The sequence below is a fragment of the Rhizobium sp. N731 genome (genome assembly GCF_001664145.1).
Taxonomy (GTDB): domain Bacteria; phylum Pseudomonadota; class Alphaproteobacteria; order Rhizobiales; family Rhizobiaceae; genus Rhizobium; species Rhizobium esperanzae.
Map to the genome: position 1 here is coordinate 193,985 of NZ_CP013605.1, position 15,074 is coordinate 209,058.

Below are 15,074 nucleotides of genomic sequence, written 5' to 3' on the forward strand. Positions count from 1 at the left end.
TCAAACATCGCCGGCAGTCCCGGCAACGACCGCTTCGATGATGACCGCCGGCGGTTCAGCCTTGGTGCGCTCTTTCCTGTGAGCACGCCAACCTCGCGAGACAACGAGAGTGACATTTGGCTGGCGGACAATGTATCAATACGATCATTGCCTTGAAGCCGTTATCCCGATTCGATCAAAATCCTACCTGGCCATTGTCCGCCCGTATATTCGAAAGGCGTCATCCTCGTGCCCGCTCTGGTTCTTCCCAGCCGCCCGTTATCGCTTGCACCCGATGTGATCTCTACACCGCGAGCTTATTTTTGGGCCGCCCCGTTCATGTTGGCCCTCACGGTGTTGATGCTCATCTGGGAAGCACCCGGCGTCATCAGGGATTTTCAGATCAGCCAAAATCCTCTGGCTCTTGAGGACGGTGATGTCCAAAATGGGCGATGCACGACACGCAAGCTCTTCTTTACCGACTGCAGCGCGCACCTCGTCTACAGTTACGACGGGCGGAACTACGACACGGAAGCCGACGTGATGTTTGTCGATTTTCATACCGGCGATTATGAAACCGGCGTCGTGATTTCGGCCGACCATCCGGAATTGGCAACGATCAGCCTCGGTCTGGAGAAGCTCTGGAACCGGATCATCACCCTCAGCACATTTGCCCTGTTGCTCGGCGGCATGAGCCTTGGGACATTGTTCCAGGTTGTGCGGATATGGCGTGTCAAACGGCATCTGCGCCAGCCAGCCTTGTTGAACGCCATACCGGTCGAAATCACAGCCTTCGATCGCAAGCGCAATATCCTATCTGTTACCTATAACGACAAAATCGCCAGTGATAAGACCGACCGATCGGCTTACACGCGCATGAAAAAGGGCGAGGAGCCTTTGATCGTGGGTGAAGCAAATGGCAAAGCCGTTGGGCTGGCCGTCCGGCATGGCAAGACAACCCTGCCGGTGCTTCTGGATAATCGGCTGCAGCGTGTCGAGCTCACGGAGACCGAGCGAAACCTTGCCCTTTCCCCGTTCACGCGATCCGACGCCGACCAGGCCGTGACTGTCTTGAGTGAGCAACCCAAGAAAACGATGTCGATCGGAGGGCGGCTCCGGCTGTTTTTTGGCACCATGCTCTTGATCCTGGGCGGTTTGGTTGGTTTCTGGCTGTGGTATGTGACCAGTGCCAGCACACCGTTTCAGTCGCCGGGGATGGACATCAACAATCTCATGCCGACGCCGTTGAACAAATGGGGATGCATTCAATTGCGCAAGCGGTTCGGCCAGGATCGCGCTCCTTTCGGATGCGTTGCAGACGACTATACCAGCTGGAAATACTGAAGGCTCTTCAGCGGATCTTCCGCATCGGCAGCCCTAAGGGACTGATCCGCCAGGCAGGCCGCCCCGTCTGTACACAAGTGAACACTTGACATCGGCCACGTTAAAGCCGAAGCCGCACTCGGCCGCGCATGCGCGGCCGTTTTTGCGAGGATTCGAGGAATGAAGACGAAGGCGGCCGTCGCCAATGCCGGAAACCTGATCATGACGGGCGTCGTGCTGATGCTGCTCGGCGATCTGCTGTTCGCGTTGAACGATGCGATGGGCAAGTGGCTGGTGACGAGCTTTGCGGTCGGCCAGGTATTGGTGATCCGTTCGGTCGGCGCTTTCATCCTGCTCGGGCCGATGATCCTGCGGCAGGGACCGCTGGCGCTCTTCCGCGTCGAGCAGAAGGGCTTGCAATTCATGCGGGTCGTCATGGCGACCGGCGATGTCGGCCTGTTCTACGCGGCCGTCGCCTATCTGCCGCTCGCCGACGTCATGACCTTCTATATGGCCGGGCCGATCTACATAGCCGCGCTCTCGCATTTCTTTCTCGGGGAAAAGATCGGCTGGCGTCGTTGGCTCGCCGTTCTGGTCGGCTTCGCCGGCGTCGTTATCGCGCTGCGTCCGTCGACGGCAATGCTGTCGCTTCCCTCGCTATTCGGCCTTGCAGGCAGCCTTTCCTTTGCCCTATCGTTGGTGATGAGCCGCTATCTCCGCTCGACCAGCGACACCACGCTCGTGACATGGCAGACGGTTGCGGCGCTTGCCACCGGCATCGTCCTCAGCATCGGCCACTGGCAGCCGGCAACACCCATCGACTGGTCAGGCATGCTGCTGCTCGGGATCGTCGCCACGTGCGCACATCTGCTGATTACGCGCTCGCTGAAGCTCGCACCGGCATCGCTGCTTGCGCCGCTGCAATATACGCTGCTGCTCTGGGCGATCGTGCTGGGCTATATCTTCTTTAACGATATTCCCGACACGCAGATCATCGTCGGCGCAGCGATCATCGTCTTTGCCGGGCTCTTCATCTTCCACCGGAAGAACCTGAAAGAGACGGTTCCGGCCGAAGCCGTGCCGCCTGACGGCCATTGAGGTTCAATCCTCCGCCGGCGGCGACTCCCAGCCGAAGACGCTGCGGCCGCCGAAATCGGCGGATTGGCGGAATTCGCCGGCGATAATCTCCTTGAGATCGGGACCCGTGACATAGCGTTCCATCTGCCGGGACTGATCGTCCAGGCGCTTCAGCGCCTGCAGTTCCTCCTCGCGCCCGAGCCTGCCCTTCAGCACCGCCGATTTCATGACGCCGATCGTTTCGTCATAGACCTTCAGCGGCACCGGGAAGGGATGGCGGTCCTTGCCGCCGTGGGCGATGGAGAAGCGCGCCGGGTCGGAAAAACGACAGGGCGCGCCGTGTACCACTTCCGCCACCATCGCCAGCGCCTTCACCGTGCGGGCGCCGACGCCGGGGACGAGCAGCAGCTCCTGGAAATCGGCCGGTCCACGATCGGCCGCGGCAGCCAGATTTCCGTGCAGGCGCCGCATGTTGACGTCACTCTCGCGCACCTCGTGATGGGCGGGCATGATGAGATGCGGCAGCATCGGCTGTGCGGCGGGTTCGGGCGCAGGTTCTTCGGCGCGTAGCAGTGCGGCGGCCTCACGCACGATCCTGGCTGGGCCGAGCGTTGCCAAGAGGTCGAGCTGACCACGCCGTGAGCGCTCGGCGCGTTTATCGGCGAGATTGACGATTTCGCCCTGACTTCTGCCTTCAATTGCCGCATGCGGCGAGTCGACGAAACTTTCGAGCCCTTCGGAGAGCCAGTGATAACGCCGGGCCTGCCGTCGGTCGCCATTCATGCCTTGCTGGACCACCACCCAGTGTCCGTCATCGGCGACGACGAAGCCGTGCAAATATAGATCAAAGCCGTCCTGCAGCGCGGCGCTGTCGACCTTGGCGATGAGCCGGCTCGTCGTCGCCAGCCCATGCCCATCGAGACCGACGCGCTCGCCGATCGAGACGAGCTCCTGGGGTGTCTTGCGCGAATGCGTGCCTCGGCCGCCGCAGACATGCAGGCCGAGCTCGCCGGCGCGCGGCTTCAGCCCGCGTTTCAACGCACCAAGAACGCTTGTTGTAATGCCGGAGGAATGCCAATCCATGCCCATGACCGCGCCGAAGGACTGGAACCAGAAAGGTTGGGCGAGCCTGCGCAGAAATTCATCGCGGCCGTAATGATGAACGATCGCTTCTGTGATCAGCGTTCCCAGCCGCGTCATCCGGTCGCCGAGCCAATGCGGCACGCGTCCCCCGTGAAGGGGAAGGTCGGCACTGCCTGCTCGTCGTGACATCTCGTTTCCTATATCCTCTCTGTTCGACCCGCTATGCGGCAACGGCCGGGATCGGGAACCCGGTGAATTTCCAGGCGTTTGCTTTCAGTCAAAACGGCCGAGGCAAACATGACCGCATTGGAAACCATGTCCAACCAACCCTACCTGACCCGAACAAAAGCGCAACATCGGGGAGGCGAAAAAGAGGGGAGTGCGGCATTGCGGCTCCAGGGACGCGCGGAAAAAGCCGCCTTTCTGATCAACGGCAACAAATATTTTGCCGAAGTCTCAAGGGCGTTGCGGCAGGCCCGCCGCAATGTGTGGATCATCGGATGGGACTTCCATCCTAATATTCGATTGGAGCCCGAGAAATCGGACGAAACCTTGGCGGACCTGCTGCATGCGCTGGCGGCGAAAAATCCCGAACTCGAAATACGCATTCTTATTTGGGCGCTCGGGCCGATCTATTCGGACAAATCGATAGATCTGCTTCGGAAGAAGAATTTCCCCAGGAATACCAGGATCGATCTGCGTTTCGATCTTCAGGGCGCATTGCGCGGCTGTCATCATCAAAAACTTGTCTGCATCGATGACGCGGTTGCCTTCATCGGCGGCATAGACATGACGTCGCGGCGATGGGATACCAGGCGCCATCACGCCAAGGACAGGCTGAGGCGCGACCCTGACGGTGCCCCCTACGATCCGCTGCACGACGTGCAGGCGATGGTTACGGGCGATGCCGCCCGACTGATTGGCAATATCGCCAGGCGGCGCTGGAAAAACGCCACCGGCGAAAAACATCTGCCGCTTGCCGGCAGCATGCCCTTCGCCTGGCCGGACGACCTCTCGATTTCGCTGCAAGACATCCCCGTCGCTTTCGCCCTCACGGAGCCGGCAACCACCTGGCGCACCGGCATCAGCGACGGCATCGCCTCGACCTTGGAGATCATCGCCCAAGCCCGGCGCCAGCTCTATATCGAGGCGCAATATTTCGCCTCCTTCCGGGTAGCCGACGCCATTGCCGCACGATTGCAGGAGGAGGACGGGCCCGAGGTGGTCGTAATCTGCACGCGCAGCTCTCACGGACTGATCGAAAAGCTCGTCATGGGCAGCAATCGCGACCGTGTCATCCGCCGCCTCAAACGCGCCGATCGCGCCAACCGCTTGCGCGTCTACTATCCCGTCGTGCCAGGACCAAAAGAACCTGGGCCGCACAACGAGGTCGAGGTGCTCATCCATTCGAAACTGATGATCGCCGACGACGAGCTGGTGCGCATCGGCTCTTCCAATCTCAACAATCGCTCGGAAGGGCTTGATTCAGAATGCGATCTGCTGTTCGAAGCTGAAACCGTCGAGCATCGCCGCGCGATCGGGGAGTTGTACAGTCGGCTTCTTGCGGAGTATCTCGGAGCGGCTCCCGAGGCTTTCGCGACTGCCTATGCGCAACGCGGTTCGATGATCGAGGCGATCGACGCGCTGAACCAAGGGGATCGCGGCCTTAGGGAATTTGCCATCGAACTGTCAGGCAAAGTCTCGCCGATCACAGGTACGGCGATCGTCGATCCCGCCCGGCCTTTCCTGCCCTTACACCGACTGGGCCTCGGCGCGCTCGTCCACCTCTTCGTCCGCCCGGCGTAACCGCCGGAAGACAACTTCGCTGATGAGCAGAAGCACCGCGCCAAGTGCCAGCGGAATGAAGAAATAAGCGCAGCGGAAGGCGATCAGCGCTCCGATCGATGCTTCCTGCGGCACGGCATAGGAGACGGTTGCCTCCAACACACCGAGCCCACCCGGAACATGAGTCGCGAGGATTGCCGAATTGGCGAGCACATAAGCCGTCACCGATCGGAAAAAAGCAACGTCGCCGAAGACCGAGAGCATCTGGTGCAGACAAGCGGAAACCAGGGTGAAGTTGATTGTCCCGACCCCGATCTGGGCAACCGCGATCGAAAAGGGCGGCAGCTGCAACGACCAGCGCCACAGCCGCAGCTTCCGGCGAACGAAAAACGCCAGGCTTGCATAGATGACCGGCACGATCAGCGCCGACAATCCGAAGAGGCGGACGCCCGCCGTATCGAGGCGTAGCAGACGTGCGGCATCATCCGGATTGACGAGCACGGCGAGGCCGGCGAGTGTCGTGAGGCCGAGCCCGACTGTGACACCGCAGAACAGGATGATCTTCGCCACGTCCTCGATCGTCAGCCCCCAACGGGAATAGTAACGATAGCGGAAGGCGCCGCTGCTCAACCCCGCAAATCCGATATTGTGGCCGAGCGAAAGGCTGATGAAGGAGGCGAGCAGGATCTTCCGGTAGGGCAAGGATTTGCCGAGCGAACGGATCGCCAGCAAGTCGAAACAGCTCAGGCATAGATACGATGACATCGCGAAGAGAAGTGCTGTGCAGAAGGTTGCAAAAGGTATGCTGCGGACCGATTGGACGATCTGCTCCAGGCTGTATTGGCGGAAGATCCGGTAGAGAAGAAGGCCCGCGACGCAAAGGGCGGCAACGAGAAATCCATTCCAGATTATGCGTTTCAGATTCATCGATTGTCCGCTTCCGAAGTGCGAGCCCCCACGGCTCGATCATCTGGAACGATCGAAAGAGTTCTGTGTTCCCCTCGGGGAGAACGAGTCCCGTCTCTCGAGGGGAGATCAGCTTCAGCGGACCTATGCCGGATAAATCGATCAAACTCCTGACTTACAATGTGCATAGCTGCATCGGCAACGACCGAAAGCTCGATCCCGGACGGATCGCCTCCGTCATCGCCGAGGCTGAAGCCGATATTGTTGCTCTGCAGGAGGTCGACGTCCTCAGGCGCAGGACCGGCGGCGTCGATCAGGCCCATGCAATCGCCTCCCTTCTAAAGATGCAGGCTCATTTTCACCCGGCGCTGTCGATTGCCGAGGAGCAATATGGCGATGCAATCATCACCGCGTTGCCAACCGGCGCGATCAAGGCCGGTCCGCTGCCGTCCATCGGCGAAGCGAGGGGCGCGTTATCAGTCGAGATATTGGTCGGCGACAGGAAGTTGCTCGTGGTCAATACTCATCTCGGCCTTCGAGGGCGCGAGCGCATTGCGCAGATGACGACGCTCTTGAATTCCGGCTGGCTGCGCGGCCCGTCGGACGAACCTGTCCCGAGCATCCTCTGCGGCGATTTCAATGCCATTCCGTCATCGGCGACCTACCGGCTTGCCGCGCGTTCATTGGCCGACGCCCAGCTCGTAGGCAGCGCAGCGCCGAGAGCGACCTTCCCCTCCCGCTATCCGCTGATGCGTCTCGACCACATCTTCGTCACCGAAGACCTTGTCGTTCAACGGGCAACAGTGCTCCAAACCCGACTGACGAGGGTCGCCTCCGACCACCTCCCTCTCCTTGCGGAAATCAGTTTCGCATGATCACTCGCCAGCGCCGAGCGGACGGAGTCTCACGCGGAAAACGACATTCAACGTCGCCTATAGCGACATTGAAACGAATATTTCACGAATTATGCATTATGAAATATTCATTCCGCGATACATAGGTGTCGGACGGAGACGGATAGAGTCGATTCGAGCGGATCGGGACCTTCACTCGAGATCGGCTGTTCTCCTGCAGGGAGTGGAGGGGTTTGATGTTAGGAAGGCTGTTATCGCGGGTTCGCATCCAGACGCAGGTGATGCTGTTCATCGTTCCGTTCGTCTTGAGCATCATGGCCGTGGGGGCGACGGGTTTTTATGCATCGAGCCTGCTTCAGGGGCGGATGGATATTTCCAACTCCGTCCTGCAGTCCTTGAGCGGCTTTCGCAATCTGTCGGCGGCAATGGCCGAGTTCCTCGCCAATGCCACGCAGGAAAACCGGGAGACCGTCAACGCCAGACTTGCCGACCAGCGCAGCCTTCTGAAATCCGGCATCGAGCGGCTCAGCGCAGATCGCAGTGGCCAGCAGGAACTGGAGCAGGTGCTCTCTTCCATTGACGGAATTGCAGCCCGCATGGATCTGCTGTGGCAGCTTCAGGAGAGCAGGGCAGCGCTGCTCACCGATCTCCAGAAAGCCCAGAGCGTCGTCATATCGTCTCAGACAGATATCGTCGAAGGGACCAAGGCTCTCCAACGTGCCGCCGACCTGCAGGAAGATGAATCCCGCAACATCCTCGCCGACGCGCAGCGCATTTCGGACTTCGCGTCCTTTGCCCAATCGCTGCATGACAAGGCCAAGGCCGCAGGCACGATTGCCGGCCCGGATATGGAGGAGCTCGCCCGGAAGCAGCGCATCGTGGGAATGGCCCTTGGCGGCGAAGCGCCGGATGCAAAAAAGGCGATCGACGACGCCGTCGCTTCCCTGAAGCCGCTCGTCGAAACCTCCGGCCAGACCGAGGAACGTGCAGCCGGCCTCAGGGATAACACCAGTCAGATCGTCGCCAGGCTGCCCGAATTGCAGGTGGTCGCCACGCGGCGGATCAAGGCCGTGACCGACAAGGCGGCCGAGACAGCCAAAACGGTCGAGCGCGCCAAGACCAGTCAGAGAGACGGTCAGAAGCTGACGACCTCGGCTTACGTGATCCAGATCGTCCTGGCAAAGCTGACTCTGGCCCCGACGGACGCCAATCTCCAGCGGCTTTCGCAGGAGATCACCGCCGTCAGAAAAGGTCTGGACATGCTGATTTCCAATGCCGGCGGTGTTGCACAATTCGACAATCTCATACCGAAGCTTCTGCCGGCGCTGGACAAGATGCAGAAATCCGCTGCCGACCTCGTCCGCATCAGCGCGCAGCGCCAGGACGAATTCCGTGCCGCCGCCGCCGACGTGGATCGGATGTGGTCTCAGCTGACGGCTTTCGCCGAAATGCAGCGGCAGAACGCGGCCGACGAACGCGACGACGCCAACTCCATGTCGCTCGGAACAACGCTCCTCGGCGTGGTGATCGCGATTCTCGCCGGCATCGGCCTGACTGTGGCGCTGAAAGGGCCGATCAATCAGATCACCTCGGCAATGCGGCGGTTGGCGGACGGCAGGCTGGAAACGTCGATCGTCGGCGAAAGCCGCGCCGATGAAATCGGCGACATGGCCCGTGCGCTTGGTGTCTTCAAGAACAATGCGATCGCCAAGGTCGAGATCGAGGAGCGCAGCGAGATCGAACGGGCGCGGGCCGAAGAAGAAAGGCACCGCAATGATCAGGAGAAACGCGCGGTGGAGCAGCAGATCGATTTTGCGGTGACGGCACTGGCCGAGGGGCTCGGGCGCCTGGCGCGTGGCGACATCTCCCAGACGATCGCAACGCCTTTCTTCGGTCGGTTGGAGCAGCTTCGCAACGATTTCAATTCGTCGCTGCTTCGTCTGCAGGAAACGATTGACCAGATTCGCACCAACACGCGGATGATCGAGGGCAATGCCGGTCAGATGGATCTGTCCGCCGGCAACCTCGCGAAGCGCACGGAACAGCAGGCCGTCGCGCTCGAAGAGATCGCCGCCGCCATTGAGGAGATCACCACCACGGTTCGTTCGTCGGCGGCCTGCGCCGACGATGCCCGTGAGATTATCACCGATACCAAGAAGACGGCCGATTCTTCATCCGAGGTGGTGGCCAGCGCCATCGAGGCGATGAGCAAGATCGAAGCGGCTTCCGACGAGATCGTGCAGATCATCGGCGTTATCGATGACATCGCCTTCCAGACGAACCTGCTCGCGCTCAATGCCGGCATCGAAGCGGCCCGCGCCGGCGAGGCCGGCAAAGGTTTTGCGGTCGTGGCCCAGGAAGTCCGCGATCTCGCGCAGCGCTCCGCAGAGGCCGGCCAAAGGATCAAGCAACTCATCGGACGCTCGCGAGCGGAGATTACCAACGGGGCCCGGGTTGTTCGCGAAACGAGTGAAGTCCTCGAAAGCATTTCCGCAAAAGTGGTCACCGCATCCGAGCAGATGGATGTCATCGCCCGTTCGAGCCGGGAGCAGTACAACGGGCTGCACGAGGTCAATTCTTCCGTCAACAGGATGGATCAGATGACACAGCAGAATGCCGCCATGGTCGAGGAAACCAGCGCAGCGACGAAGGAACTTGCCGATGAGACCAGAACGCTCCTGCAGCTGATTGACCAGTTCCAGCTGGATGAAACGCACGCACGCCGGGTTGCCGCTGCTTAGAGCGATGGTCAAACGTGTGCGGGTGCGTCAGTGACGGCTATAGAGCGGCGGCGCTACTTCTTCGTCGGCGAGCTCCGGGTAAAGATGTCTGCGCGTGCGGGCGAGTGCTTCCGCCTCCCGGCGGTTCCGCTCCAGCAGCGCGGCAGTAACATCCTTGTAAGGTTCGCCCTCCGATACCGCGACGCGGACAGTTCCGCCCTGCGAGAGGAAGTCACAGAACGACCGCACCGAGCGAAGACGCGTCGTGATCTCGACGTAGCGATCGTCATGTCCAGCCATGTTCGCCTCCGTTAAAGCGGTAGGATGTCACGAACACTTCGGCGAGATGATGGCGTCCCTTCCATGGTGAAGAAACCGACACGCGATCTCACCCAGACCCATCCGTGCCCGCTGCCATCACCGTCGCGCGAGCTTTCGATTCATCGCAGCGACGGTCAAAGGCAATGCCGTTGTCACCACGGTTCCCCAAGGCAACCGTCTCAGCCCCCTTGTGATGACGAAGGCACCCGCCATTGCGCCGGCGAGCTTCAGCCACGGTTGATCGCCGAGCTGGGCATGGGCGCTGGAATCAGCCCACCGGACATTTTCCGTTACGACGGTCGCGGCCTGGCGTCTGATCCCATGAAGGCGAACCCGAAGATTTTCGAGTTCCCACCTCAATTCCTGCAACCGGCTTTCCAGGATGTGATCCTCGGGGATCCGCACCGGTTCTCCGGCATGATCCTCGTTCGGAGCGGACGCGTCTCTGCCCAAGGTGGCAAAATGGGCCCGGTATTCGGCCTCGCTCGCGAACCCCTCGCGCCGAATGAGATCCGGATTGATGGTCGGTTCTTCTCCATTCGGCACTGAAGCAGCGGCATCGCCGCGGTTATTTTCAGCGCCGAAGGCGGCGGCCCGATCCTTGAACATGATGCGTCTCCCGTTGGTTCCTTCCGGCAGAACGCTCGATGGCTCTAATTGATCCGTCGGAGCGGCTCGTCATACGCAGCTCGGTCGCAAGGATTGGCCGATGAGCTTGGTCCTCGGCGGGATGTGAAGCGACGTCTAATCGAAAAGCTCACCGTGGCCAATCTGCTCCCTCTTGCCTGGCACGTCGCTGATCGCAGGGTCGTCGGCAGGATCGGGATCTTTTCTGTTTGCTTCGGTTAGAAACCGCGCCGCCTCGAGGAATGCGACCGAGATTTCCTCTGTTCCCCATCCGGCTTCATTGGCGGCGGCGATCAACTTCTCCAAAGCGTCGCGCGCAGCAGCGCTCGCTTCTTCGAAGCGCTGAGCGGGAGCCTCGACTTTTGGCGGTGGAAAGGTCATCGGCGTTCCCTTCATGGTCTGGCTACCCAGGATGAACGCAGCTCCCCCGAAATAGATGCACCACCAAGACGATTTAGCGGCGGACGCGCCGGCTCTCTCGATCAGATGACCGTCTGCAGCAGAAACGGGGAACGCTCCAGCGGACGCTGGGCGAGGATCCTAAGCATCGCCGGACCCTGTATGCCGGTTGTCGCGCGCGAGCGGCCGTCGTGATAGACGACCGTCATGACCTGGTTGAGAATATCATAGCGTATCTCAGCAATCGTCCGGGTGTGAACCTGAAATACGAATTCGTCGGGCTCGGATATTTGCCCGGAGGTTTTCAAAGTCATCGCGATGCCCCAACGATAACAGCGCCCTGTCCCTCGTCCCCCTATTTCAGTGCATCCGGCCGGAAATCATAAGCGCTGAGCGGCCCAATCAAGCATATATTGCTTCCATGGTCGCGTGACATCGGCGTGACACGCAGTTGCACGCTATAAAAGATCTTTAAGAACAGTTTCTTATGGAATCGCCCAGAGCCTGCGAAAGTCACGCAATCAGTGCAATGTCGTCTGTAACGCGTCGCCCCGAACGGCCTGCGGCCAGCATTCGACCCTGCGCGCGAGCGACCGGACAGCTTCGTCCGCCGCAAGAACCGCGTCCCTCAGCCGTTCGATCTCATAATCGAGTTCATATAATTCGACCTCATCAAGATCATCCCTGTCAGGCAGCCCTCTCGCCGTTTCGATCAAGCGCTCCGCTCGCCGGACAATATCGAGAACGCTTCGTATAAGGATGTCGAGCATGCGTTTTCCCTCTCTGCCTGATCAAGAATCGGGCAGAATCGGGATGCTGACAATCCTAAGATCTTGTCAGATCCAGTCGCGCATTCTGCCGTAGAAATCCCTGAGTTCGCGCAAGGCCGATGGCCCGCGATGGCGCGGCAGGGAGAGTTGACGTGAGGCAAACGCCGACAAACCCGCGACGGCAGCAATGAGGGCAAAGGTTGAGAGCGGGTAATGTTTCGCCAGTGCCCCGGTCTCGCGGACCACCATTCCGGCGCCGCCCTTCGCCGATCGCCCGGCACTGATGACCTGCTGCTGAAGCCTATCGACCTGTTGCCGCAGAGCGCTCAGTTCTGTGCGCAAATCTTGCTCGGCCTGACGGGGAACTCCGACAGAGGCGGTATTGATATCGACGATCGCTTTCGGAACCGGCTCGCCGATCTTGGCTCCTTTGGTGTCGAGCATCGTCCCCACAGTGTTCTTGCGACGCGGCATGATCAGGTTTCCTCTCTAGTCATCATCGAGCGAAAAAAACGGTCGGTAATGGCGCTCGGCGATCAGCAAGCTCCGGTCGGGCCGGATAATGTAGATCTCCTCGACTTGCCGTCCCCATTGATCCGTAAAGGTGTGCGGGAAGGATGAACCGACCGGCGATCTCGTCAACTTTGTGCGCGGTTGCCCCTGATAGGTGATGCTGCCCGGAATGGGCGCCAGTCCCGCTGATGAGTAGCTGCCTGCGCTGGTGGTGCAACCCGTCAGCGCGATGGCCAGAACCAGCGCCAGTCCCACGCTCCGCCTCATCGAATCCTCCGGCTGTTTCAGCATTCGCCTGTCGCACAAGTAACAAGAGGCGGCGGACATTGTTCCAGAACCCGGTGGCGCCAGGCAAGAGTTCCTCTTCGAACAGGAACAACCGTGCCATGGCGTAGTTCGGCCGGCAAAGGAGATGCCATATGAACCATGAAGCACCGATCCGACCGAGGCTCTCCGCGAGGACCCGGCCTGCGTTTGGCCACCCGGCCCAGTACCGGACGCTCCGAGACAGAGGCAGGGGCCGCCGTCCGAAAGACCATTCTGGATCATATCATGGCTGACGTCATCGAGGTCGATTTCCACCTGCTTTGGCAATATCCGGTTTTCATCCGCACCGCGGAAAGCGAGCAGCAGCGAATAGAAGGTCCGGACGCGGCACTCGACGTCCTGAACCATCGCTGGTCCAAGGTTCGGGGCGGCGGTTATTTCGAAGCGAAGCGGCGCTGCGTCGATGCGCTTCGCCGACGCGGAAGCGCCGAACTGGCGCGCCAACGTTTCATCCAGGCCGCCATTGCCGCGGGTGTCCTCGCCTGAGGCAAAAAAGGCTCGGCACGCCGCTCGAAACAGCTGGTCCGTGCGCTAACGCACCAAGGAAACGAGCCGCTTGGTATCAGACAGCGCCCCCATTATCTTGATTGAGTGAAGAGCGATGAAATTAAGCGGCAATCGTGGCGAGCGTTCATGGCGATTTTCTACAGACCAATACTACCGCAGGATTTCAAATGCCTGTCGAAGGCTGTCATGAGCTGGTATCGCCATTTCGGCGTCGCGGTCAGTGAACACGACAGCCAGATCCTGTGCAGCGCCGCCATCCAGCTCTTCAATGACGGCAAGACCGATGTCGACGACCTCGCATCGGGATTGATCGAGATGTTTCCCGCCCCTGATCTGCTCAAGATCAACGCTCCGACCTCGCAGTCGATCCACTAACGTCTGTTCGAAAGCTGGAATCTCTCTTGCGCAAACGCGCAGATAAAAGCGTACTGTCGCGGGTCAAGGCGGCCGCCGCCGCCAAGGAGAGGCGTCGCGGTCGCGATCTAGGAAGTAAAGCAACGCATTCTGCCTCATCATGATCTCAAGGAAATCGGACACGAGGTCCGGGGGAAATCGGATGAAAGAACAGGATCTGAAGGAGCTCGGCGAGGCCATCCTGAAGGAAACGCGAGCCGATATTACACCAAAGCAGCTGATCAAGGCCGTGATGAAATCGCATCCGCAGGCCACCAAGAGAGAGATCGTTCGGGCGGCCTTCTACGCTCTTATTGCACATGCCGGCAACGACTCAGAAAAGGCCGGCATCCTTCAGGGCTTCGCGATCACCCAGCGTGCCGACGAAATCGAGTGATACTGCGGCGGCCGAGGATATCGGCATCCCAAGCGTGAATGAAATCCTGGCTCGCCGTCAACCGGACAGCTAAAGCTCGTCGCTGCGACGCTTTACCGCGTGTTTTACAGCCAACAAATGTCGGCGCCGTTCGATCATGTAGTCAGCATAACCGACGCAGATGTAAAGCAATGTCGGGCCGGCGTAGATGAAGATGAGAGCCAGTGCAACAAGGATGAATGCGGTCGTCATGGTCTGTTTTCCGTCATGTTGATCATGTGAAGCGTTGGAACTCGTGCCTTGGCTCATCAGGTTCCGCCGCCAGGTCTGTCCCTCACTTCTCTCTTGCGTCGTGGGTGTGATGGCGATCATGCTCGCCACCGCCGCCGGAAACCTTGCTTCTCGTACGTCTATCCGGCTCGGCTGCCGGCTTCGGTATCTCGAGCGGCGCCTTGGCGTTTTCGTGGGATGCGCCTGGGCCGCCCTGGCGGATAGTCGACGGGCTCTTCTTCGAGGTAGACATCAATGCCTCCTACCTGTCCTGCTGGTAACCCTGATGGGTTGTGTTGACTTTGGTGTTTCCTTGCTGACCCTTCTTTTCAGGGTTTTCGCTGCCGCCTGCCATCGCGGAATCCTCTGCCTCGGTTCGCGCCGGCTTGCCGGCTCCCTTGTTGCTGACATTGTCGGCGGGAATGGGGGGTAGTCTGCTGCTCATCACCTTGTCCTCATTTAGGATTCCGATTGGAGCTGTGATCCGAATATTGCTCGGTCTGAACAGTCTTGCCGTCGAGGCCGCGCTCTTTGGAGTGCCGGGTCTTGTCGCGGTTCGAAAGAACCGTGTTCTCGGGAAGCTTTTTCTCGTCGAGATTGGTCATTGCGCCGCCTCCGTCGCCCTTCCCCTTCGCGCCCGCGCCAATATGTTTCCGATCGGCATGTGCCATGATTTTCTCCTTCCATTTATGGAGTCAAACACGCCAGGCCCGTGGAGGTTCCGGGATGCGATACCTTCATCGAGATCGTGAGGGAACGACAATGCCTGCTTGCCGTTCACCATGCCCAGCGGCACCCGTCCTTCGTCAGTCTCTACGGCGACGTCGACAAGTGTCTTTGGCTT

At 60.0% G+C, this 15,074-nt stretch carries 21 protein-coding genes; 8 read left to right on the forward strand and 13 right to left on the reverse strand.

Annotated elements, in window-relative coordinates; translation table 11 throughout:
• Positions 1-228: 228 nt before the first annotated feature.
• Together AMK02_RS26215 and AMK02_RS26220 are read left to right on the forward strand one after the other, a co-directional pair.
• On the forward strand, positions 229-1,323 hold the full coding sequence (locus tag AMK02_RS26215) for a hypothetical protein (protein WP_064807519.1): 1,095 nt from the start codon (positions 229-231) through the stop codon (positions 1,321-1,323).
• A gap of 159 nt (positions 1,324-1,482) precedes the next feature.
• Positions 1,483-2,400: a DMT family transporter gene (locus AMK02_RS26220; RefSeq protein ID WP_064807521.1), complete on the forward strand. Its 918-nt coding sequence runs from the start codon at positions 1,483-1,485 to the stop codon at positions 2,398-2,400.
• 3 nt (positions 2,401-2,403) lie between these two features.
• Here the strand turns inward: AMK02_RS26220 and AMK02_RS26225 are convergent, their stop codons facing one another.
• Positions 2,404-3,651 (reverse strand): DUF763 domain-containing protein, encoded by a 1,248-nt coding sequence (locus AMK02_RS26225; protein WP_064807523.1) that lies wholly within the window; start codon positions 3,649-3,651, stop codon positions 2,404-2,406.
• Positions 3,652-3,759: 108 nt separating this feature from the next.
• Here AMK02_RS26225 and AMK02_RS26230 point away from each other — a divergent pair, with 108 nt between their 5' ends.
• Complete coding sequence (locus tag AMK02_RS26230) at positions 3,760-5,268, forward strand: phospholipase D-like domain-containing protein (RefSeq protein ID WP_064807968.1); 1,509 nt, start codon at positions 3,760-3,762, stop codon at positions 5,266-5,268.
• Here AMK02_RS26230 and AMK02_RS26235 read toward each other — a convergent pair.
• Positions 5,215-6,174: a lysylphosphatidylglycerol synthase domain-containing protein gene (locus tag AMK02_RS26235; RefSeq protein ID WP_064807524.1), complete on the reverse strand. Its 960-nt coding sequence runs from the start codon at positions 6,172-6,174 to the stop codon at positions 5,215-5,217. The genes AMK02_RS26230 and AMK02_RS26235 overlap by 54 nt on opposite strands.
• 125 nt (positions 6,175-6,299) lie before the next feature.
• On the opposite strand from AMK02_RS26235, the gene AMK02_RS26240 reads away from it, so the two are divergent.
• Both AMK02_RS26240 and AMK02_RS26245 read left to right on the forward strand, forming a co-directional pair.
• Positions 6,300-7,028: an endonuclease/exonuclease/phosphatase family protein gene (locus tag AMK02_RS26240; RefSeq protein WP_064807526.1), complete on the forward strand. Its 729-nt coding sequence runs from the start codon at positions 6,300-6,302 to the stop codon at positions 7,026-7,028.
• Between the two features lie 215 nt (positions 7,029-7,243).
• Positions 7,244-9,748, forward strand: coding sequence for a methyl-accepting chemotaxis protein (locus tag AMK02_RS26245; protein WP_082929720.1), 2,505 nt, complete (start codon positions 7,244-7,246; stop codon positions 9,746-9,748).
• A 27-nt stretch (positions 9,749-9,775) separates the two neighbouring features.
• Here the strand turns inward: AMK02_RS26245 and AMK02_RS26250 are convergent, their stop codons facing one another.
• The 7 genes from AMK02_RS26250 to AMK02_RS26280 form a co-directional block, all read right to left on the reverse strand.
• Positions 9,776-10,027 (reverse strand): hypothetical protein, encoded by a 252-nt coding sequence (locus tag AMK02_RS26250; RefSeq protein ID WP_064807530.1) that lies wholly within the window; start codon positions 10,025-10,027, stop codon positions 9,776-9,778.
• Positions 10,028-10,144: 117 nt separating this feature from the next.
• Positions 10,145-10,657, reverse strand: coding sequence for a hypothetical protein (locus AMK02_RS32400; RefSeq protein WP_064807532.1), 513 nt, complete (start codon positions 10,655-10,657; stop codon positions 10,145-10,147).
• A gap of 135 nt (positions 10,658-10,792) precedes the next feature.
• Entirely contained in the window at positions 10,793-11,056 is a 264-nt protein-coding gene (locus tag AMK02_RS26260; RefSeq protein WP_064807971.1) for a hypothetical protein, read from the reverse strand.
• 101 nt (positions 11,057-11,157) lie between these two features.
• On the reverse strand, positions 11,158-11,388 hold the full coding sequence (locus AMK02_RS26265; RefSeq protein ID WP_064807534.1) for a hypothetical protein: 231 nt from the start codon (positions 11,386-11,388) through the stop codon (positions 11,158-11,160).
• Between the two features lie 207 nt (positions 11,389-11,595).
• Complete coding sequence (locus AMK02_RS26270; RefSeq protein WP_064807535.1) at positions 11,596-11,844, reverse strand: hypothetical protein; 249 nt, start codon at positions 11,842-11,844, stop codon at positions 11,596-11,598.
• A 66-nt stretch (positions 11,845-11,910) separates the two neighbouring features.
• Positions 11,911-12,318, reverse strand: a complete 408-nt coding sequence (locus AMK02_RS26275; RefSeq protein ID WP_064807536.1) for a hypothetical protein — start codon at positions 12,316-12,318, stop codon at positions 11,911-11,913.
• Between the two features lie 15 nt (positions 12,319-12,333).
• Positions 12,334-12,648, reverse strand: coding sequence for a hypothetical protein (locus AMK02_RS26280; RefSeq protein ID WP_442966378.1), 315 nt, complete (start codon positions 12,646-12,648; stop codon positions 12,334-12,336).
• Between the two features lie 261 nt (positions 12,649-12,909).
• Between AMK02_RS26280 and AMK02_RS26285 the strand changes: the two genes are divergently transcribed.
• From AMK02_RS26285 to AMK02_RS26295, 3 genes are all read left to right on the forward strand, one after another.
• Positions 12,910-13,170, forward strand: a complete 261-nt coding sequence (locus AMK02_RS26285) for a DUF982 domain-containing protein (protein WP_064807538.1) — start codon at positions 12,910-12,912, stop codon at positions 13,168-13,170.
• Positions 13,171-13,317: 147 nt separating this feature from the next.
• A complete protein-coding gene (locus AMK02_RS31970) occupies positions 13,318-13,566 on the forward strand; it encodes a hypothetical protein (RefSeq protein WP_064693055.1) in 249 nt (82 codons plus the stop codon).
• 181 nt (positions 13,567-13,747) lie between these two features.
• Complete coding sequence (locus AMK02_RS26295; RefSeq protein ID WP_064807539.1) at positions 13,748-13,981, forward strand: hypothetical protein; 234 nt, start codon at positions 13,748-13,750, stop codon at positions 13,979-13,981.
• Positions 13,982-14,050: 69 nt separating this feature from the next.
• Here AMK02_RS26295 and AMK02_RS31975 read toward each other — a convergent pair whose 3' ends face one another.
• Genes AMK02_RS31975 through AMK02_RS26305 form a run of 4 tightly spaced genes read right to left on the reverse strand, consistent with a single transcriptional unit; the run spans position 14,051 to position 14,901 of the window.
• Entirely contained in the window at positions 14,051-14,332 is a 282-nt protein-coding gene (locus AMK02_RS31975) for a hypothetical protein (protein ID WP_189637046.1), read from the reverse strand.
• Positions 14,295-14,483: a hypothetical protein gene (locus AMK02_RS30870; protein ID WP_064812628.1), complete on the reverse strand. Its 189-nt coding sequence runs from the start codon at positions 14,481-14,483 to the stop codon at positions 14,295-14,297. The genes AMK02_RS31975 and AMK02_RS30870 overlap by 38 nt, the downstream gene beginning before the upstream one ends.
• A gap of 9 nt (positions 14,484-14,492) precedes the next feature.
• A complete protein-coding gene (locus AMK02_RS26300) occupies positions 14,493-14,675 on the reverse strand; it encodes a hypothetical protein (protein ID WP_064807541.1) in 183 nt (60 codons plus the stop codon).
• A gap of 10 nt (positions 14,676-14,685) precedes the next feature.
• A complete protein-coding gene (locus AMK02_RS26305) occupies positions 14,686-14,901 on the reverse strand; it encodes a hypothetical protein (RefSeq protein ID WP_064807543.1) in 216 nt (71 codons plus the stop codon).
• Between the last annotated feature and the right edge of the window lie 173 nt (positions 14,902-15,074).